At 38.6% G+C, this 21,785-nt stretch carries 15 protein-coding genes; 10 read left to right on the plus strand and 5 right to left on the minus strand.

The window, feature by feature from the left end:
- Nucleotides 1-42 precede the first annotated feature (42 nt).
- Together ACYH0O_RS05060 and ACYH0O_RS05065 are read right to left on the minus strand one after the other, a co-directional pair.
- On the minus strand, nt 43-1,305 hold the full coding sequence (locus ACYH0O_RS05060; protein ID WP_482631432.1) for an MFS transporter: 1,263 nt from the start codon (nt 1,303-1,305) through the stop codon (nt 43-45).
- 144 nt (nt 1,306-1,449) lie between these two features.
- Nucleotides 1,450-3,570 (minus strand): arylsulfatase, encoded by a 2,121-nt coding sequence (locus ACYH0O_RS05065; RefSeq protein ID WP_482631433.1) that lies wholly within the window; start codon nt 3,568-3,570, stop codon nt 1,450-1,452.
- A gap of 256 nt (nt 3,571-3,826) precedes the next feature.
- Between ACYH0O_RS05065 and ACYH0O_RS05070 the strand changes: the two genes are divergently transcribed.
- The 8 genes from ACYH0O_RS05070 to ACYH0O_RS05105 all read left to right on the plus strand — a co-directional run bounded on the left by ACYH0O_RS05070 (nt 3,827) and on the right by ACYH0O_RS05105 (nt 11,782).
- Nucleotides 3,827-5,371, plus strand: coding sequence for a fatty acid--CoA ligase family protein (locus ACYH0O_RS05070; RefSeq protein WP_482631434.1), 1,545 nt, complete (start codon nt 3,827-3,829; stop codon nt 5,369-5,371).
- 759 nt (nt 5,372-6,130) lie between these two features.
- On the plus strand, nt 6,131-7,264 hold the full coding sequence (locus ACYH0O_RS05075; protein ID WP_482631435.1) for a DUF2515 family protein: 1,134 nt from the start codon (nt 6,131-6,133) through the stop codon (nt 7,262-7,264).
- Nucleotides 7,265-7,280: 16 nt separating this feature from the next.
- Entirely contained in the window at nt 7,281-7,643 is a 363-nt protein-coding gene (locus ACYH0O_RS05080) for a CBO0543 family protein (protein ID WP_482631436.1), read from the plus strand.
- A 914-nt stretch (nt 7,644-8,557) separates the two neighbouring features.
- Entirely contained in the window at nt 8,558-8,752 is a 195-nt protein-coding gene (locus tag ACYH0O_RS05085; protein WP_149154058.1) for a hypothetical protein, read from the plus strand.
- A gap of 230 nt (nt 8,753-8,982) precedes the next feature.
- Nucleotides 8,983-9,453 carry a CBO0543 family protein gene (locus ACYH0O_RS05090; RefSeq protein ID WP_482631437.1) on the plus strand — a complete coding sequence of 157 codons (471 nt, stop codon included), beginning with the start codon at nt 8,983-8,985 and terminating at the stop codon, nt 9,451-9,453.
- Between the two features lie 30 nt (nt 9,454-9,483).
- Nucleotides 9,484-9,948, plus strand: a complete 465-nt coding sequence (locus ACYH0O_RS05095; RefSeq protein WP_482631438.1) for a hypothetical protein — start codon at nt 9,484-9,486, stop codon at nt 9,946-9,948.
- A 120-nt stretch (nt 9,949-10,068) separates the two neighbouring features.
- On the plus strand, nt 10,069-10,371 hold the full coding sequence (locus ACYH0O_RS05100) for a hypothetical protein (protein WP_482631439.1): 303 nt from the start codon (nt 10,069-10,071) through the stop codon (nt 10,369-10,371).
- A 361-nt stretch (nt 10,372-10,732) separates the two neighbouring features.
- Nucleotides 10,733-11,782: a hypothetical protein gene (locus ACYH0O_RS05105; protein WP_482631440.1), complete on the plus strand. Its 1,050-nt coding sequence runs from the start codon at nt 10,733-10,735 to the stop codon at nt 11,780-11,782.
- A gap of 105 nt (nt 11,783-11,887) precedes the next feature.
- On the opposite strand, the gene ACYH0O_RS05110 is transcribed toward ACYH0O_RS05105, so the two are convergent.
- From ACYH0O_RS05110 to ACYH0O_RS05120, 3 genes are read right to left on the minus strand one after another with little or no spacing between them, the layout of a single operon-like run.
- On the minus strand, nt 11,888-12,940 hold the full coding sequence (locus tag ACYH0O_RS05110) for a Ger(x)C family spore germination protein (protein WP_482631441.1): 1,053 nt from the start codon (nt 12,938-12,940) through the stop codon (nt 11,888-11,890).
- Nucleotides 12,930-14,009, minus strand: a complete 1,080-nt coding sequence (locus ACYH0O_RS05115) for a GerAB/ArcD/ProY family transporter (protein WP_482631442.1) — start codon at nt 14,007-14,009, stop codon at nt 12,930-12,932. The genes ACYH0O_RS05110 and ACYH0O_RS05115 overlap by 11 nt, the downstream gene beginning before the upstream one ends.
- Nucleotides 14,006-15,322 (minus strand): spore germination protein, encoded by a 1,317-nt coding sequence (locus ACYH0O_RS05120; protein ID WP_482631443.1) that lies wholly within the window; start codon nt 15,320-15,322, stop codon nt 14,006-14,008. The genes ACYH0O_RS05115 and ACYH0O_RS05120 overlap by 4 nt, the downstream gene beginning before the upstream one ends.
- Before the next feature lie 673 nt (nt 15,323-15,995).
- On the opposite strand from ACYH0O_RS05120, the gene ACYH0O_RS05125 reads away from it, so the two are divergent.
- Nucleotides 15,996-20,351 carry a S8 family serine peptidase gene (locus ACYH0O_RS05125; RefSeq protein ID WP_482631444.1) on the plus strand — a complete coding sequence of 1,452 codons (4,356 nt, stop codon included), beginning with the start codon at nt 15,996-15,998 and terminating at the stop codon, nt 20,349-20,351.
- Nucleotides 20,352-20,759: 408 nt separating this feature from the next.
- Nucleotides 20,760-21,764 carry a LacI family DNA-binding transcriptional regulator gene (locus ACYH0O_RS05130; protein ID WP_482631445.1) on the plus strand — a complete coding sequence of 335 codons (1,005 nt, stop codon included), beginning with the start codon at nt 20,760-20,762 and terminating at the stop codon, nt 21,762-21,764.
- Nucleotides 21,765-21,785 lie beyond the last annotated feature (21 nt).

The raw sequence follows: 21,785 nt of genomic DNA on the forward strand, positions 1-21,785 counted from the left end.
TCAAATTCCTTCATCCTAATCGATAAAGAAATGTTGATTTTTTTATTTTGCATCTGAAAGCATATCCATCTTTATCGTTGGTGAGAATGATGTGTCTGGTCTTGCAAAAATTGAAAATAGAGATGCACTAATCATTAAAAGGAATGCAGTGCATAGAATGGTATAATTGAAACCAAGTAAGTCATTATTTCCGGCAGACTGTATAAGAAAACCACAAATGAGAGGACCAATGATTCCTGATAGATTCTGGAAGCTGGTTCCTATGCTTACCATCAGTCCGCGACGTTTAGGAAGTAAGCTTATCATAATGACTGGGCCAACATTAAGAAGGGTAGTAGTCAATCCCATCGACAAACCTATAATCCCTATCACTAGTACAGGGTTCTGAGTGAAAATTAAAGAAAATAGTAGAAATGCACTGATAATTTGAAGGGATGCCGAAAACAGTACACGTGATTTTCGGATATTGTTCGATTTTTTAAATAAAAAATCAGACCATGAAGAAGCGCTAACCGTCACAATCATATTAATGATTCCTATTATAAGAATCGCTATACCCATTTCCGTCTCGGATAGGTGGACGACTTTAACCATGTATGCTGGTAACCATACCATGATCCAAACTACTAACCAAAAACTTGAAAATAGTGCAAATAACGTAAAAATCAATGTTGGAGATAATAAAATTTGTTTAAATTCTTTCCATTCAAATGGACCAAGTTCTTCTTTGCTTTCAGTCGGTTCGATTTTTTCAGTAGCTTTTTCTTTCATAATCAACCAAAATAGGAACAAAACTAAACTTACTACACCAAGTAGAACAAAAGTTATTCTCCACCCAAACGATTGGTTTAATTGAACTAATACAGGTGTCATGATCAAGGCACCAATTATCCCACCAGCATTACAAATCGATATGGCCATTGCACGTGATGATGGAGGGAAGTATCTACTAATATGACTAATGGCTACTGGGCCGAATGGTCCTTCAAAAACTCCTAATAATAATCGATAGAGTAAGAGAAAAGGAAAACTCATGATGAAATAAGTACCGAACTGTAATATCGTCCAAGCAAAAAGGAGAATTCCAATCATTTTTTTTGTCCCAATTTTATCCGACCATGCCCCACCAATTATTCCTGAGAAAGCAAAGAACCAAAAGAAAATACTGCCTAAAAGACCATATTGAACATATGAAAGATTAAAATCCTCAATAATGTGAAGCGAGGCAACACTTGTCCCGTTTTTATCTGCAAAGTTAATAATAGTAGCAAAGAGTAATAAAACGATTATAATCCAGCGATTCATAGAAAACACTTCCTCATTATTTGTGTTTTTCCGATTACTTAAAGCTTCCTGCAACAAATACTCAAAGAATTAACTGCTGATTAATAACGATAGTGGCCCTTAGAAGTTCTAGCAAAAGATTACCTCAGTTAAGTCATTAAGACGTTAATCATTTTGTATACTAAATTGAATCTTTTCAATGCTTCCTGAAAAAGCGAAGTCTCCTTTATCTGCATAGCTTTCACTAACAGGTAAATAGGCATCCCTACCTACGTCCAATCCTTCTAAAGCAATCATAAAAGGTAATGTCTTATCCATTTTTATTCCACCGACTGATTCATCATTAATGAATAACTCGCCAATACCTTGTAATAGTCCAGTTTTCAAAAAATTAAATTGTATCGTGGACTTCCCAGAAGGTACTTCAATAGATGATTGGATTTTGTAAACATTTCCCACATAATTATATTCATAGAATAGATAGTTATTTTGAATATAAAGAGTATAACCACTGTATTGATTTCCATGTGCAAGTAATACGCCTTCTCCTGTTTCAGATCTCTCAATTGGCACTTTTATGGTATAGGATCGATTATAAATTGGTGGAGTGGCAAGATTATGTCCCATTCCAGGAAAGTAGGTAAATTCATTGCGCGATCGCACTTTATCGTCTGGTGAAACATATGCAAACAGCTCAATCGTTTTATCAATTAGTGGAAGGGCATGATATTTTTTGGCCTCACGCTCCCATATTTGTTGTAACTCAATTAACTTCTGAGGGAACTCTGTAGAAAGATCATGGTTCTGAGAAAAATCTTCTTCTGTATTAAATAAGCACCATGTATCTTCTTCAAATGGGGTACCTTTTGTATGGAATGAGATAGCTTTCCATCCGTCATGCCATATAGCACGCTGAGCTCCCATTAAAAAATATTGAGTTTCCCGTTTCGTTTTTATTGTCGGATTTTCAAAGGTATATTGCATACTAGTTCCATGTAACGGGATTTGCTTAACACCTTTAATTTCTTCAGGAACTTGAATCCCTGCTATATCAAGAACCGTTGGAGTTACATCAATGACATGGTGAAATTGCTTACGGATTGATCCAGAATCTTGAATGATTTGTGGGTAATGAAATATTAAGGGAACATGGATACCGCCATCAAAGGTTGTCTGTTTATACATCTTAAATGGGGTATTACTAACTTGTGCCCAACCACGTGGGTAGTTTGGCTGTGAATCAGGTCCGCCAATATCATCAATACGATCTAATAGACTTTCAGAAGAGGTTGGGATGCCGTTAAAGTATGAGGTCTGTTCAATAATTCCATTAAACTCGCCCTCTTGACTAGCACCGTTATCTGAAAGAAATACAATCATCGTATTATCTAATTTTCCAATTGTTTTTAGGAAGGTAATCAATCTTCCAATCTGTTCATCTGTGTGAGTGAGAAAACCAGCGTATGTCTCTTGAAATCTTTCGAAAAGCCGTTTTTCATCCGAAGTAAGAGTTTCCCAATCTTTCACTCCTGGATTGCGTTCCGATAGGGTTGTGTCTGGTGGACAGATCCCTAATTGTATTTGTTTCGCAAGTCTGTCTTTCCTAATTTGGTCCCATCCGGCTGAATATGTTCCTTTATATTGATCAATATATTTTTGCGGAACCTGGTGTGGGGAATGCTGGGCACCAAATGCAAAATAAAGAAAGAAAGGTTTATCAGGAAAAATGGATGCGTGATCAGAGATAAAATTCATTCCATGATCGACTAAGTCTTCTGAAAGATGATAGTCATCTGTTTTTGATGCTTCAATAAAATGATTATCATAGACCAAACTAGGCGTGTATTGATCAGTCATGCCTTCTAAGAATCCATAATACCGGTCATAACCTTTACCTAATGGCCAATTGTCAAATGGTCCAGCAGGTGTTTCTTCGTACATTGGGGTTAAGTGCCATTTTCCGATTGCATATGTACTATAATCATTTTCTTTAAGAATCTCAGCTATTGTTCCTGCTGCTGGACTAATCTTTCCACGGGAACTTGGTACCTCTGGGCCAAGATCGAAATTAGAAAGCAGGCCCATACCAACCGAGTGATTATTCCTCCCCGTTAATAGACTGGCTCTAGTTGGTGAACAAAGAGGGGTCACATGGAAATTGGTATAGCTTAATCCATTTTGAGCCAAACTATCAAGATTTGGAGTGCTTATTTCAGATCCATAGCATCCTAAATCTGAATAGCCCATGTCGTCAAGTACAATATAAACAATATTAGGTTTCATCATGATCACTCCTATAAATAAGAAATATTTTGTAATTTCATTTTAGAATTCATATCTTACTAGATTCTTACTGATTTTTTATTATTCTTAAAATTCAATCGATTCCATTGTTGTAATGAATGTCTAACTTTATCAGTGAATTTTAATAAGGAAGGTTTTTAGTAAGAAATCAGTAATAATCCCCTAATACAATAAAAATTAGTCAAGCTCATCTTTTGTAATATGGGTGAGGAGAAAATCATTTTTAGGGGGATTATATATGAATTTACTTAGTGCTTTGAAAGAAACAGTAAGATTATGTGGAGATCATTCTGCTTACGTTTTTCAGGGAGAAAAAACGTCATATAAGGAATATTTTGAGTTAGTTACAGAGTTTGCTAGTGGATTAAATCAAATGGGTGTGAAAAAAGGAGACCATGTAGCTTTAGTTTTAGGAAATTCTCCAGAATTCATGATCGGATTGTACGGAGCATTAAAAGCAGGAGCCACTGTCATACCTATCAACCCTAATTTCACCTCAGATGAGATTACTTATATCATTCAAAATGGGGATGTTAAAGCGATCATTTGTCTCGATTCTCTCGTTCCATTATTGAAGAAAATAGAACAAAACTTGTCTTTTGTAAACAACATCATTGTGTGCCCAACATCTGAAGAACGATTATCTGTCTGCTCATTTGAACTGAAAATGAACACGTTTCTTGATGTATTGGATGCTGGAGTGAATGAGTCTCCAGCTATTTCGATTAATGACGACGATACAGCTGTTATTCTTTACACTTCTGGTACCACCGGGAAGCCAAAGGGAGCCATGCTTACTCATTACAATTTATATAGTAATGCACGTGATGTAGTTTCATTCTTGCAATATTCAAAGAATGATAAGGTGATAGCGTGTCTCCCGATGTTTCATGTTTTCTGTTTGACCGTTGTCATTAATGCCTCGATAGTATGCGGATCAACCATCCTTATATCAACCAAGTTTAATCCACAAGAAGTATTCCAAGTATCAAATCAGTATGGAGCTACAGTCTTTGCAGGAGTTCCAACTATGTACAATTTTTTACTTCATTTTGAAAAAGGGAATCCATTGGACTTTAAGAATATGCGCCTTTGTGTATCAGGAGGAGCTTCAATGCCAGTTTCATTATTGGAAAAATTTGAGGAAAAGTTCAATGTGAAAATATCTGAGGGATATGGTCTATCAGAAGCATCGCCAGTAACTTGTTTTAATCCACTTCATCGACCTAGAAAAGCAGGCTCTATTGGCACTACTATAATGAATGTTGAAAGTAAGGTAGTAAACAAATTTGGAGAAGAGGTTCCAGTTGGAGAAATAGGCGAGCTAATCATTAAAGGACCTAATGTTATGAAAGGGTATTATAAAATGCCGGATGAAACGAAAATCGCCATTCGTGGAGGCTGGTTATATACTGGTGATTTAGCAAGAATGGATAATGAAGGCTATTTCTACATAGTAGACCGGATTAAAGACCTGATAATTGTCGGTGGTTACAACGTGTATCCACGAGAGGTTGAGGAAGTCCTATACAAACATTCAGATATTGTAGAAGCAGTAGTAATTGGGGAGCATGACGAAACATTTGGCGAAGTGGTGAAAGCTTTTGTAGTTGCGAAAAAATCCAATCTCTCACCAGAAGAGCTCCTGATGTATTGTAAAGAACATTTAGTAAAATATAAAATACCAAAAAGCATAGAGTTTTTAGAAGAACTACCGAAGAATTCTACTGGTAAAATAGTAAGACGTGTTTTAAGACAACCGATTATATCAAGAAACAATTGAAATTAGTAACTTAGTGTATGGCGGTTTTTGTGGTTTTTATTTACCTTTATTGGAATTTATAGTTCAATAAACGCGAGGAGGATTCAACAGTCTTAATATGATCGAGTCCTACGGCAATTGGGCACTTTTCTTTAACAAGAAGAGTGTCTTTTTTTATGATTTGTTCAATATTCTGGAGAAAGAAATGAAATTAGGTGGTTCAACTTAATTGACGACAGAAAAGGAACAGATTTTAGTAAGGACTTCTAAGTTATTGATGAAAACAATAGTTATACAATAAACAAGTATGGAGAGATGGTTAAATACACTGGTTTTAATGAAATTATAAAATGGGTACGTTAGTCCTCAGCGCTATTTAAAATAGGGCAGGTTAGCAGAATTAGCAAAAACCATATGCAGTATTAAAAGGTGGTTTTTATGATAATTTTGGATTGAAAACAGACAAGATGCAGGCATACAAGAAAGCCTGCGTTTATACATAAACTTCCTAGCGACATTCAGCCCCTGTATTAGTTTTTTATCATGTATCTAGAGTGTCTTTAATAAAATGATCATATAAGCATCTGTTAAATGCCTGGATTAAATGGGTATTTTCATGATTCATCATGATTGATTAAGCATTTAATTCCATGGTCGATATTAGCTATTACATGCACATTCTTCTCTAGTTACATTCTTGGAGTGGGAGTGTTACTGCCCGTTAATACGGGATAGAATTCATTCTATTATATGGGCGAGAGAGAATTCATGGAGGAGAGGATGACGATCTTTTTCCAAAAGAAACAAGATAAATCCCCAATAGGCTGGATAAAAAAAGAATTAAAGAATAGGACAAGAATCCAAAAAACTGTCATCTTATCAGAGGAAGAGAAGAAGATCCTCGAACAAATTAGGGTAGAGACAAAGAAATGGAATATAAATAATGTGACAAGAACAAAAGCCTATTTGGATTTTTACCGGCAGTATCCAGAAATTCATTGGGCATTTTTGGGGCATATGGTTTCCAGGAATGGCGGCTGGAATATGACCGATTTAAAAGGGGAGCTTCTATCCAGGTTACTGTCGGACAGAGAAAAACAATCTTTTTTTGCCTTTTTGGAAAGAGGGAATTGGCTTATTTTTCAAGATGCCTACCCTCAATTTTTGATTTACCGTGAAAGCCTGAGAAGGAACAAACCGTTATTTTTCCTATTTCCTTTCCTTAATATTTCTGTCTTTGTGGAAACGGTCTGGAGCTGCTTTTGGAGAGAGCCGCATCCATCCATTCTCACAACAGCCCTTATTATTAATGAACAAAGCTATTTAGAAAAAAGGGTGATTCAGAATCCGCGATATAAACACGAGGTTTTTAATAAGCTCGAATTTAAGCTTCAGGAGCTGTTGTCCTTCAATCAAATCCTTTTCCCATACAAAAAGGATGGGGTGATCCACTTGAAGGGACAGACTCTAAACCAATTTAAATCTTTACGTGAACGAATTTTATTAGGGAAGAGGCTGTATGATGTCCTGTTCATGAACAAGGATGTGCTTGCCTACACGGAACTGTGGGCGAATCGCCATCCACATACTGGTTCAAGGAAGGATTATTGGCCGGATATTTTTAACCATATCCACGAAGGGCTACCGGGCGAGAAATATCAATTTCAATTAAAATCGTGCAAACTGCGGCCAGGAGGAAGACGAATCTATAGCCCTACCCTTGAAAACTCCTGGAAAAATGTCAGTCATGAAGATGCTGAGATAGGGGACTGGTATGAAGGCTTACACGTATTCGATTATTTCATAGACTTACAAGATGTCATTAATGGGGAGATTCAACATGCATACTGTAAAACACTTGAAAGACTCGAGCTCGCAGCCCTCGCAAAAAAGGCAGTTGCAAATTGGAATTAGAGGGTATATACCAGCGATGCTATTGGCCTCGTTATTAGGAACCTATTTAGATCTTTATTTCATTGGAAATCATTTTTATTCCTTTCCGTTACGTCCGCTACCTTCCATTTTTTCCATTAATATTTTATTCACATTGGCTGTTCTTCCCATCACCATGATGGTTCTGCTAATAATCTTACAAAGATTAAAAGGCTGGCTAAAAGGAATGTTCGTTTTATGCATCAGTGTAGCTATGGCGGCTATGGAGAAAATGGCAGAGGCTATGGGGATGTTTGTTCATGCCGAGCACTGGAATCACCTGTATACATTTGTTGGATATTGCCTATTTATTGGATTGATAGCTACTTTTCATGAATGGATGAAATTTAGGACCAAATAATTGAAATGAAAAGAGGCTGGGACAAAAGAGTTTTAGTCTAAGTAAAACCCGAACCAATCCGCTTCTTAGTTGGCAGATTGGTTCGTGTTTATTATTTATTTTGGGTTCATTTGATTTTAGCAGTCTCCAGCGGTTGATTGGAGTGCAAGACGAAGACTCCTGCGGGAAGAGAGAGTAGCTTAAGTGAGACCCCGCAGGCTTGCCGAGGAGGCTCACGGGCTACCCGCGGAAAGCGTAGTCTTGCACGGAAATCATTAGCGGTATGAAGTACCTACACTTTCTATTGTTCGTCTTTATTTCGTGATTTTTAGTTTTGTCCCAGCCTCTTTTCATTAATCAAATTAATAATCCAGAAAAATAGAAGAGAAAAGGTGGGTAACTTGTCTTTCATTTATAAGTCAAAAATTCGTTTTTATTAAGGGGAGTTAACACTCTTTTTACAAATTGGTGAAGCTCCAATAGTTCGACAAATTTTTAAAACTCACTTGTTATAATGGCATTGATTTAAGAGGAAGGGGGATGAAATATTCTAAATTTATTCAGATGAAAAACGATTTGAAAGCAAAAGAAAGTTCTGATTGTTGGATCTGCACTTAGCAGCAAGAATAACATCCATCTTCAAAAATATTCAAGTTAAAATGATAGGAGGAGGAATCATGGCGGAGATATTACTTTATGTTGGTACATATCTAACTGTTACTCTTGCTCTTTGCTGGCTGATTACAATCGCGTTTAATCTGTTTATAAAATAAATTCATTCCCCCAAAACGGTCATTAACATTTATTTTCTGCAAATCTATGTCTCTCTTTGTAAGTACATGGCATATAAATAACTTTTCCAATTAGCATTGTTTCGTTTACTGAAAATCGGGGTGGTATACCCAGTTATCTTACATTCCAGGGAGGGAATTGATGTGTGGGTTTTAACACTTTTTCTACAGGACAGGATCAAAATGTTTGAGTATGAGAATAAGGATGAAGCCAGAATAGAGTTTGACAAAGCAGATGGATGCAAGATCCTTTCTGAGATCATCCATTATACGGACTTTGAGAATAGAGGCAAGTTAAAATCCCCTTGGTTAAATAAAGAAAATAAAAAATTGTATTGAAGAATAATTGGAGCTTTGGATAAGGAAGGGGCTGTCCAAAAAGTCAGTAGCTACTGCTTTTGGGTGCCCCTCTTTAAATTATCGGTCAAAGTATAACGGACGGGATCAAGGTCCCAAGGGTGAGAGCGGTTAGTATTTTTGGTTCCAATAATCTCGAAGAAAAGAGTTAGCATAAAGCATGCTGCTTAACATCATACTATAAACAAAACCTTTAAACGGAGGATCATGTTGTGGAGAAAAAAATGTTAAGCGTACTCATTTCCTTATGCCTGATCTGCTTCCCTTTCTTATTCAGGGGTTCTATGATGAAGCAGAACTTAATCGTTTTCTTTTCAAAGGGCGTGGTGTCCACTCTAGTTGATACATATGTTGTGGCAGAGAAACGTGTTGCCTATCCAATTCGCCCCTTTCCAGGAGTGTTTAGGACAAACATTGTTTTTGATATGTTGTTTTTTCCATTGTTGAGTGTGATCTGGGTTAAACAAACGTATAATGACGGTTTATGGAAGATCATTTTGAAAAGTTTGACCTGGAGTGTTCCCATGAGCATAACTCAATGGTTCCTTGTGAAATACACAAAGTTAATCCAATGGAAAAAATGGTCGCCATTTCATACTTTTGGTTCTGTAAGTTTCACATTATTTATCATCAGAGGGCTTGTATCCGTCGTTAAAAGATTGGATCAAGCTAAGAGTACTTAAAATTAAAACGTCAACTAAAGGTTTGGTCATATGAAAAAGACTCAAAAATTAGAAGTGGTGTTATGGAGCATAGCATTTCCAGGCTTTGGGCAGTTGTTGAATGGTCATGTCATGAAAGGGTTCTTATTTGTTTTGTTAGAATTTATCATTAATAGCATGAGTACATTTAATCTGTCTATCATGTATAGCTTTCTTGGCAGAATTGAGGAAGCCGGAGAAGTGATCCATTATCAGTGGATCATGTTTTATCCATGTGTTTACATGTATGCGATGTATGATGCCTACAAATTTTCAGATGGAGAGAATCCTCCGTTATCGTTTATTCCATTTGCCTTCGCTGCCTACTTTGTCACGGTTGGAATTATGTATTCCCCCCAACCAATCCTCTCCGTTCACTTTGGTCCGATTTGGCTGCCGATGCTTGCGCTAATTCCGGGACTGGCGGCAGGGTTTATCATTCGGGCAATTTTGTTGAGGTTTACCTCATTTTCATAACCGGATAAGCTATATTCTTTAGTAGACATCACTGAAGGACTTAATCGTCATATTTGATCGATACACTAATCTTACTGCCCTGCACCCACAATAAAAAAACAACTTTCAGAGCCGATCCCATTGGATAAACTGGGTGGGTTAACAGAGAGCAAACTATACTACCATTTTGATTCATTAGCCAAACAAGGTTTAAGAGAAACCGTTGAAATCATTAAAGAAGAACATCGACCAGACAAGCAAGTGTTTGGTATCACAGCTAAAGCCCGTGAAGAATTACCCAAAAAAATCTACAAGTTATTTGAAGATGCAGACGATATCCGCAATATGGTGGTAGGATTGACCAATATCAACTATGTAGATCGGGGAAGAGTAATTGAAATACTAGAACTAAAATTGGAAAGTTCAAAGGCACGTTGGGAATAAGGGTGGTGATGGGGGTGTTGGATGGAAAGAGGGAGCGGCGTGGGGATAGATATGGGTTTTTGAGTTATGGTTGTTCTATTCTTTTGAATTGTTATATTGATTGAAATGCTCAGTTGTCCCTCCTGAACTTTAGGAGGATTTTTTTATTTGGACAGGTCCTGGTCATAATCTTTGTATAATTTCGCATAAGGATGATTATGTTGCGCAATTAGAGGGGCATCTTCTTTAATAAGTTATTGTGGAAAATGGAAATCGAGATATTAGTATTAAGTTAAAAGGAAGGACCTTTATCAAAAACGGCTCGACAGAATTTTTAAAGAGTCAAGTTTTATTATTATGAACTTGATTTGGGGAGGGTTAAATGGAACCGAAAATAAATGTCAAAAGTTCAACACATTTTTCCTGGTTGTCACGCTGGCCACAGTGGGCAGGGTATGCAGCGACTCTATGGTCCCTACTATACGGGTTACTCGGGCTGTACTGGTTATTAGGTGGAAGCGGATTTCCTTTCGGTAAAAACGATCCACGGGCAGAAATGATGGGATCCTTTTTATTAAATCTTAATGTGGATGTCGGGGGTTCAGTCATCGCCCTAGCTGGATTGGTAGGAACAGCAGTAGCTCTAGCGATGGTAAATACATGGGGACGTCGTTTTCCTCGTATTATAGTACTCTCCTATGCGTGGATAATGAGTGGGACGCTTATATTCGTAGTTCCAGATTCGCGAATTGTGCAGAACTTTGCTTATTTGTTTTTGCTTCACTTTGATCTGCTGGACTGGAGAGTTGTTAACCAAGTTCTTTGTATATTAGGTGGGTTCATTTGGATAGCAGCTGCAATAGCATACTTTCGTCATACACGGGATGCCTGCGGTAATTGTGGGAGGAATGACGATAACGAAGGATCATCAGCAAAAGCTGCAGAATGGGGAAAGTGGTTTACCTATTTAGCTGTTGTTATGGCATTGCCATACGGTATTGTCCGGTGGGCGTGGGCAATAGGCATTCCTTTGGGAACGAACAACTCATCAATGGTTGGGAATATAGACATTATCTTAACTGAAGCTATACTGGGAGGTTTATGTATTGTCGGCGGAATTCTGACCCTTGGCCTTATTCAGAAATGGGGAGTGATTTTTCCACGGTGGTGTTTATTTCTAGCAGGTAAACAAATTCCAATATGGATATGTTTGGTACCTGCTACTTTGATGTCTGCTATGATCACAATCACGGCTTTAAAGCTCAGTCCACAAATCATATTTATGATGATTGATGGTTCAATTACAAGTGAGAATTGGGGACATTTTGTTCCTTTTTTATCCTGGCTACCATGGGGAATTTCCTTAGGGCTGGCAACTCTAGCTTATTATCTAAAAAGACGAGGAAGATGCAAGCATTGTGGTAAACTTTAACTCCTCATTTTAATGGTTGTTAAATAACATGAGTGGAGAAGTTAGAATTCTATTAAAGGTAGCATTTCTGGAGCAAGAAATTTTGGAGAGTAACCGATTCCCGTATTACTCTAATGTAGCATGGACCTGAAAATTCACTTTTAATTCAGGATAATATTTTCCTCTCCAGTTTTTTAATTCACGATAAGGAACCTGATGACGAAAATGCTGGCCAAATCCGAAAACGTCTGTGTTGTTTCTTTGCGTTTTTTCAAGAATATCGTAAAATCGCTTTTCGATTACCTCTTCAAGTTCCGTAATTATCTGTTTATTCGTCATGTCTTCTTTTCTTTCTAAAATGTCTATTTTCAAGTGTAAATCACTTGACATCATTGGTTTATGATTTTCCATTGATTTATTATTTTTGATTGAGCTGTTTGTGACGATAATATCAGCATCTTTTATACTCTCTAGACTGCCTTTTTCATTAATGTTCCGAAACAAATTTATTAGTTGACTTTCATCAGGGCTGATCGATTCTATTATTTTTCCTTTCTTCATAATCGCTGCACCTTCGTAAGTTAATACTGTATCTTTTCCGGAATGAACAACTGGGACGGCTATATCTTTCGTATATGAAAACAAGCTTCGATATACTTCCCAAATTGGGGTACTAAAGATTGCTGGTGCCCAGCCGGCTCCTTTATTAAAATAGTCATAGATGGAGGTAGAATGGGCACCTAATTTATCGTTAATGCTAGATAACACATTCTCTACATTGTCCTCTGTAATGGCTATCAGCGCTCTTGACGGAATCTCTTCTGATTTCATTAAGAACTTTATAAGTTCCTTAAATCTCTGTTGGTTATCTGCCAAATTGTTTTGAATGACAATTAATCTTATTTGTGAGTAATCAACGGCATCTTCTGAATTTGTGCGAATTTGTTCAAGTACACTTGCCATGTTTTCGCCTTTACTTGTTACCGTTCTTGATATTTGGTTGTCATCTTTTAGTATGGGAATCTGCAAAGTCAATTTATAATCTTCATTCACTTCCTTGGAAATGCCCATTACTAAAGGAAGGAAGCGTTTATTTATATCTTTAATATCCCAACACCCACATAAGAAAATCGATGACATGAAAACGATCAATAATTTATAGCATTTGTTATTTTTCATTTTCTAAAAAGCCTCTTTTCGATAAGATACCAATGATAAAAATGGTAAGTGGAATAATAATCATAGAATAGGCTTGGGCACCTAGGCTCCATAGAAAGTATTTTTCAACCAAAGATCGGTTTGGAACCAATAAAGCCAAAACAAATGAGATTACAGAAAAAGTAATAATCCAATAAGAGGACTTCACTCTATGATATTTAAATATTTTTCCCATGACTTGTCCGATCATCCAGAGCATTACGGAATTCGCCAATATCACTAAACCAACTAACGATATACCGAAGAACATTGTTTGTCGGTTGAATGAAAACCAGCTAATGTCTACTGAATCCATTGCTTCCAAAAAAGGGTCGCTCAGCGTAACAGCCGTTTCTTGTCCAAATATAAAAAGCGGTATATACACTACCGATAGAAAAATCAGCGTTGTACTAACGCTTGCTAAAAATATTTGACGGAATGTTACTTTTGTAGAGGAAGAGGTAAATCCTAAAAATAAAAATGATGAAAATCCCAGTAGATAGAAAAATATTTTATCTAACAAGAACTTGGCAGGGGAATTCCAACCAGGCGTAACGTTATGTAAATCAAAATTTACAACAGATGAAAAAATGTTAAATACTACTATCGGAATAACAAACAAGAAAATAAAAGCCGAAGAACGCAAGATGGTCCCTAAACCTTTAATAGCTGCATATACCGAAATGAAAAATAACAGTAATAATATCGACCAATAAGGGGTCCTGGGCAAAAATATCGAAATAATAACTTCCGTGTGCATTCTCATGTTGAACGCAACTATCGAAATTAGATTTAGTACAAAAGGGGAAAGAAAAATGATGGCCACCCATCTCCCTTTTGTTAAATAAATATCAATGACATCACTCTCGGGAAAATAATTTAATCCTTTAATGTAAATCCAAAGTAGTATCAATTGCAGGCAACCTAAGCATATAACCACTTCCCAATGAGCCGTTTTCGTTAATGTGTAAACAAGGTCGGGATAGATTAAATAGCCAAAACTTAAATGTATGATTACGAAAACCGCTCCAATTTGTATCCGCTGTGTCACTTTGTTTCTCCTTTTTGTTCAATATGAAAGGTTGTATAAGGAATGTCGTTGGATGTTAAACTTGCCAAATATATGATTGTGAAAGTGAACCCTGTACATACACCTAAAATACCGAAAAGTGATGCCAAAATTAGAATGGGGTATTTTAGCAAGCGTATGTACAAGGAGTTTTGCACTCCAATCACTGCCGAACTTGCAATGACCACAGCTGTGATCACGATAACCAATAGATTACTGACTAATTTGGCCTCAACCATCGCCTGCCCGAGAATAATTCCTCCTACCATTGTAATAGTGGGACCTACGCTTTTAGGAAGTCTCACTATTGCTTCTAGTATTAAATCCACAATAACCACCATTGCGATCGTTTCAAGAAATGCCGACAATGGAATACCTTCCCTGCTCTTGGCGACAAACAGAGCTAGATCGGTTCTAAATACTTCAGGGTTAACTGAGACCAAAGAAACATATAAAGCGGGAAGTAAGAGCGTAGCCACAATTCCTATGACTCTAAAGATTCTAATCATAAAGGACAGTATAAAAGGAAAATTGCGATCGTTTATACTGATGATCATATCGCTAAGTAGATTGGGAAAAATAAGCGCGAAGGGACAAGCATCTAAAAAAATCACGACTCTGTTCTTTTTTAAGGAGTGTATAGCTTGAATCGGGAGTTCAGTGGTGAACAGATGACTGACAGGACTAAACCTACGTCGTCCAAATTGTTTATTAAGATCATCAATGGTTTCAATGTCAGATTTTATTTGATGTAACTGCTGGTTGACTTTTTCAATAATGGAATTTGGTACTCTTCCTTCAATATAGAGCATGGATAGCTTCCGCTTTTCGAGTTCTCCCACTTGATAGGAAACATGACAAAGGCGTTCAGTGCACAGCCTTTTTCGTATCATTCCAACGTTAATACTAATATCCTCTCCAAATGCATCCATTGAGGCATGAATAGGACTTTCATTTTTAGGCTCATCAATGCTACTACTAAGATTTGGGGCAATCGGGTCTATAATAGCATTCTCTTCCCCATCATTTGAAACGATGATTAGTTTGCCTTCTAATGCGGCTTTAATTAATTGTTCTGTATCAACGTTAATCTGGTCACTGAGGTTTGTTAAAAGGGCTTTTACAGAAGTAGACGAAGCAGCCATTTGTTGAATATATAATTTCGACTTAGTTAAATCCACTAGCGTATTAAATCCAATAAGATAGATTGCGGATTCCTCAACTAATTCTTCTTCCACAAAAAAATCATCGTGATTGGAAAACTTGGTTTTTATTTCATTTACTATATGCCTCATTCATTTGCCCCTTAGAAAATTGTAATCTAAAAAAATTGTTTGCAATAAGTGGCGTTTTTATACAATAAATGAAGAATAGTTAACGAAAGGGAAGTGTCGTAGTAATTGTAGAAAGAAACTGGAATGGTTATAAAGTCTTGATCATTTTCTAATGGATATATCATATTTATACAACCTGGATCTTAGAACGAATGTTGACAAGTTCCATTATATTGGATAGAAAAAGCTGTCTTCTCGACAGCTTTTTCTATTTGTATCGTATTCAATTTAATCAATAATTATAAATTTGGGGCAATCATAGGGGCTATTTATCCTGCTTTCTTAATAACCCTTGTAAATCAAAGCACCTTTTTGGGTAAATGTTGGGAAGATTAGAAAAATAAAGGAAATTGCAAATAAAACTCTGAATTGTAACATTCAATAGAAAGGCCGGAAGTAAAAGAAATGCAGTTTCAGAGATTAGTAGAAAATAATTATCATTAGCCTCTAGTGTATCTTTTTTATTGCTCTGATTCATCGTACATGACGTGCTTTTGGCTATTTATGTGGATTTTGAAAGGAGGTGAATTCTATTGAAATGGGACAGCTTTGGTTAACCATCCAGTATCATCTAGATGCCATTTTCTGACTGGAGGAACAGGACTTACAAATCTAGAATTAATGGAGGGGAATTATGAGAGGAAGAAAAAGCAAAGCAAAATGGTTGTCTATTGTTCTTACCCTGGTCATGTGTGTTCCATTAATATTTCCACCAACAGCAGGAGCAGCAAATTCCACTCAATCGGCATTATCAAATGATAACCCCTATACTTCAGTAAAAGACAGCGCACAAATCAGCCCGCAATCCAAGATTACATCTAAATTGCAAGATCAATTCAAGAAGGAAAAGCACGTCACATACTTAGTGAAGTTCAAGGAGCAGGTAGACACTAAGTCCGTTGCAAAGAAAGCGACTGAGAAAGCTCAGAAGGAGAAGTTATCCACAAACAGTAAAAAACTATTAAAACGAAACATGGTCGTTTCTGAGCTGCGTTCTACCGCACTTGAAACCCAGGCAGAAGTGAAAAAATACTTAAATAAACAGAAAAAATCCGGTGATGTCAAAGAATTTAACGATTTCTATGTGGTCAACGGCATGGCTGTTACGAGTACAAAAGGAGTAATGGAAAAGATCGCTGATTTCCCTGAAGTCGAAAAAATACTTCCAAATGAAACACGTCAGCTTATTCAGCCGGCTAAAGCGGAAACTTCTTCTATAGGCGTTATACCAAAAGGAAAAGAAGCTGGAAATAATACGTCCAGCATTGGATGGAACATCGACCATATCGGTGCTCCTGCTGTCTGGGGAATGGGAATCGACGGAGCAGGTACTGTTGTAGCTTCCATCGATACCGGTGTTCAATGGAATCATCCAGCATTGAAAGAAAAATACCGGGGGTTTGATCCACAAAATCCTGAATCCCCAAACCATGAATTCAGCTGGTTTGATGCGACTGCAGGACAAGGTGCTCCTTACGATGATCAAGGTCACGGCACACATGTAACCGGGACAATGGTTGGGTCTGAACCTGATGGCAGTAATCAAATCGGCGTAGCTCCGGGAGCCAAGTGGATTGCGGTAAAAGCCTTTACTGCCGACGGAGGAACCGATGTTGATCTACTGGAGGCAGGAGAATGGATTCTCGCTCCAAAAGACGCTGAAGGAAATCCGCACCCTGAAATGGCTCCCGATGTTGTCAACAACTCATGGGGCGGCGGGCCTGGCATGGATGAATGGTATCGTGAAATGGTTGCAGCCTGGAGAGCCGCTGAAATTTTCCCGGAATTTTCTGCGGGAAACACGACTCAATACAACCCAGGTGGTCCCGGTTCCATAGCAAATCCTGCGAACTATCCGGAATCATTTGCCACAGGGGCAACTGATATTAATGACAAGCTCGGCAATTTCTCTCTTCAAGGTCCTTCTCCATACGAAGAAGTAAAGCCTGAAATCTCTGCGCCAGGAGTGAATATCCGTTCTTCAGTACCTGGAAGCAATTATGAAGGCGGATGGAATGGCACCTCCATGGCAGGGCCGCACGTATCCGCAGTGGTCGCATTAATGAAGCAAGCGAATGCGAGCATGACAGTGGATGAAATCGAAGATATTTTAATCTCCACTGCTGTCCCGTTAACAGATGATACTTTCCCTGAATCGCCAAACAACGGCTATGGACATGGATTGGTAAATGCCTTTGATGCTGTTTCCTCGATCACTTCAGGATTAGGCAAAATCAAAGGACAGGTTTTAAAGGGTGGGGAGGACGAAGAAGCCCCAACATTCGATCATACTGCTCCAGCAGATACCTATACAAATAGGAAACTGCCCTTAACCATTGATGTCCAGGATAATATCAGTATCTCTTCCGTTACTCTGCAATATGTCAATCAGTCCGGGGACTGGGCAGATGCAGAGGCAGAACGTACTTCAGGCTCATTGAATGACGGTACGTATACAGCCTCCATTCCTGGTGAGGAGATTGCAGAACCATCGGTATCTTATCGCTTTCAAATCGTAGACTTCGGTGGCAACGAGGTGACGACAGAAACGTATGAAGTAAGTGTTAAGCCTGGGATTACCTTGGGCTATTTCCAGGACTTTGAGGCTGAGCCTGTCGACTGGTATTCATATGGTGTAAACGATTCATGGCAATGGGGTAAACCATCCGTGGGACTACACGCTTTCTCAGGTGAGAAAGTGTATGGAACAAATCTTTGGGGATTTTATGATAATGATGCAAACATGACATTAGCTATGCCCCCTATTGATTTACCTGAAGATAGTCCGGCTTACTTACAGTTTATGAGCTGGCACTGGTTATACACGAACCAAGATTTTGGTACTGTGTTTGTGTCCACAGACGAGGAAAACTGGACACAGTTGCTGCGTTTCAGCAATAGCAATTTAACATGGGAAGCAGAAGAAATCGATTTATCCGAATACGCTGGTGAGCGAATTTACATCGGCTTCAACGTCACTACGAATGATGCTCTCCAACGAAACGGATGGTATTTAGATGATGTTGCATTATCTGCAGAGTCTATAAAAGGGGAAGGATCTAACAAAGCCCAAATAGGAGTTCAACCTGATAAACCGGAAGAAGCGGCAGTAAAAGATAAAAAAGTAGATCCTGACAAGATTCAACCTGTCAGCACTCCTGTAAAAGAAGAAACAAAGGAAGCGGGTATCAATCCCAATGCACTTCCTCTTAACGCACAAGTAACAGTTGTAGAAACTGGCAGAACCGTCAACACACTTCTTAACGGACAATACGAATTAACGCACGCTGCCGGAACCTATACAGTCAAAGCGGAAAGCTATGGCTATCATTCAACTGAACAGAGAGTCGAAATTCCAGAGGATGGAGAAGTGGTAGCAAACTTCACCCTCGAAGAAAAGGATTATGGTACTCTTTCTGGTACAGTAACCAACAGTTCTAATGGAGAACCTGTAGCAAATGCTACTTTACTCCTTATGGAAGACGCTTCCGTGGCACCTGTTACAACAGATGGAAATGGTAACTTCTCAATTACTGCATATGAAGGAGATTATACACTAAGAGCGATGGCAGCTTCCTTCTATAGTGAAAATGTGGAGGTTAATATCGAAGGCAGTACAGATACGGAGTTCAATCTGGAGCTGCGTCCATTCATCGGCTATCCTGGGGAAATCGGTTATGATGATGGAACAGCTGAAGATGCTCGCGCATTCTATGAGGCCGGAGATGGCTGGGCTGTAAAAATGTCCTTGCCTGAAGGAAAAGAAAAAGCACTAGTCACTGGAGGTTTGTTCCGATTCTGGGAAACGGATTGGCCAAGACCTGGTGGTACTGATTTCAAGGTAGCTGTCTATGATGCTTCTGGTGCGGACGGGGCTCCTGGTCAAAAAATAGCTGGGCCATTCGACGCTACTGCATTAAGAAATGGTGAATGGACGAATGTCGATCTTTCTAAGTACGGAGTAGTTGTTGAGAAAGACTTCTATTTGGTATATATCCAAGCTGACCCTTATCCAGACTCGCCAGGATTGGCTACGGATAATAATGGACAGTATGCTGCCCGCGGCTGGCAAATGGTAGATGGAGCCTGGACTCCGGCACGTGAAGAGCTCGGTAACTTCATGATCCGTGCCATCGTCAATTATGAAGTGAATGCTCCGGTCATTACTTCACCAAAAGACAACTCATTCACGAAGCATGAAACCGTTACATTAGAAGGTACATCAGCTCCGAACATAACCGTTCATCTGTTCAATGGTAATGATGAAGTGGCAACGGCTGAAACCACAGAAGATGGTACTTTCTCTGCAGATCTTTCCTTACAAACTGGTGAAAATACGATCACAGCCAAGGCATCCACAGAAGCAGGCATAACCGGTCCATCAGAGCCCGTTACCATAACCCTTGACCAAGTAAAACCTGAATTGGTAATTACCTCACCTGATGAGGGGGTAAAGACAAATCGTGAGGCCATTACTGTAGAAGGAACGATTTCTGAAGAGAATCTTTCTTGGGTGAAAGTAAACGGCCAAAAAGCCAGTGTAAGTGACGGCCAGTTCACCCACAGACTATTACTGAATGAAGGCGAAAATGTCATCCAAGTTGTAGCAAAAGACAAAGCAGGTAACAAGAAAAAACAGCGAGTAACAGTCTATGCCAAATTTGGTGACATTGCGATTGACAACCTCAAGCCTTCAAAAGATAAGGAATTGAAAAAAGGTGAATCGGTTAAAATTGAATTTGACAGTGAACCGGGGCTGGATGCAACATTCGTCATTCAAATGCCTCTGACAAATGCAAGAGCCCAAGTGTCAAACGCAAATGAGCTGCCGATGATGGAAATCTCAGAAGGACATTATGTCGGATACTATACCGCCACTTCAAATGTAAAAGCACCTGGAGCAGTCATTGAAGTGAAGGTGTCTGATGATTATGGAAATGTAACCACAAAGCGTGCAGAAGGAAAATTATATATTAACTCCAAGAAATAACTGGTGATAAGAAGAAGAGTTGATTCGTCAACTCTTCTTCTTTATGTTGTGCTTGCATCTCAGCTGATCCTTAAGCGGGTTGTTGGGGTTAGATCCTGTAACGGTCGGACCCTATTTTCTGTATACACCACACACTTGGTAATAAAATAATCCAACTATCCTTTGTCTCAACCGTGCGAACTTTACCGTAGTAAAAATCTAATTATAAAAATATTTTAAAAACTTTCTAAAAACCATTGTAAAACGCTTTCAATTTTCTTATAATTGAAAACAATCAACAACTAAACCGATTTAGTAAACCGATTTACTCATTTAAAGATTACGACAACAAAAAGAAAAAAGAATATAACCAAAATTTTTTCCTTTGTTACTAAACCGATTTAGTAAAAAGGGTATGGAGAAGGATTTATGAAAAGAATAACGATTTCAGATGTGGCACAGCATGCCGAAGTATCAAAAAGCACCGTCTCTCAATATATGAATAAACGATTCGACTACATGGCGCCGAAAACGAAGGAGCGCATCCGGATGGCGATCGAGGAATTGGGCTATCAGCCGAATATCGTGGCCAGAAGTTTGAAGCAGAAGTCGACGTCCACCATTGGCGTGATCGTGGCGAATATTTTACACACCTTTTCAACACAGACGATCAGGGCAGTGGAGGACATTTGCAATGAGCAGGGATTCCATATCATTGTCTGTAATGCAGATGACAATCCTGAAAAGGAACGTGAATATATCGAGATGTTGAGAGCGAAGCAAGTAGACGGTCTCATCATCTTTCCGACGGGCGGAAACATCGAGTTGTATCAAAGGATGGTAAAGGAAAAGTATCCTCTCGTATTTGTCGACCGGATCGTGGAAGGTCTCGAAACGTCATCGATCATGCTTGATAATGAAAGCGCTATTAAAATGGCCGTCAATCATTTTGCTGAAAAGGGATACGAACGGATCGGCATTATGACCACTTCCTTGCATCGACATGTGACTCCCCGTGTGGAACGGATCAATGGATTCAGAAGAGCGCTGCAAGAGAAGGGAATTCCTATTCGAGAAGAATATATCAAGTCTATGGAAATTGAATTCATACAGGATGGTCTCCATGACATGCTTTCAGCCGATGAACCGCCACGGGCATTGATTGCCGGGAACGACCTGACGTTGATCGAGATCTTAAGGTATATAAAGACAAATCATATCCGTGTGCCGGAAGAGTTGGCTTTGATCGGGATAGACGATGTATCATTTGCAAGTTTGTTTACGCCGGAATTGACAACGATTGCTCAACCGACGTTCGAGATGGGGAAACAGGCTGCAGAATTATTATTGAACAAAATAAAAGACCCGGACTTTATCGAGGAAAAGCATATTTATCGATTCCGACCGGAGCTGATGATTCGGCAGTCTTGCTGAAAATGTGGAAGAAAGAGGGGA

The organism is Rossellomorea sp. H136 (genome assembly GCF_056838065.1).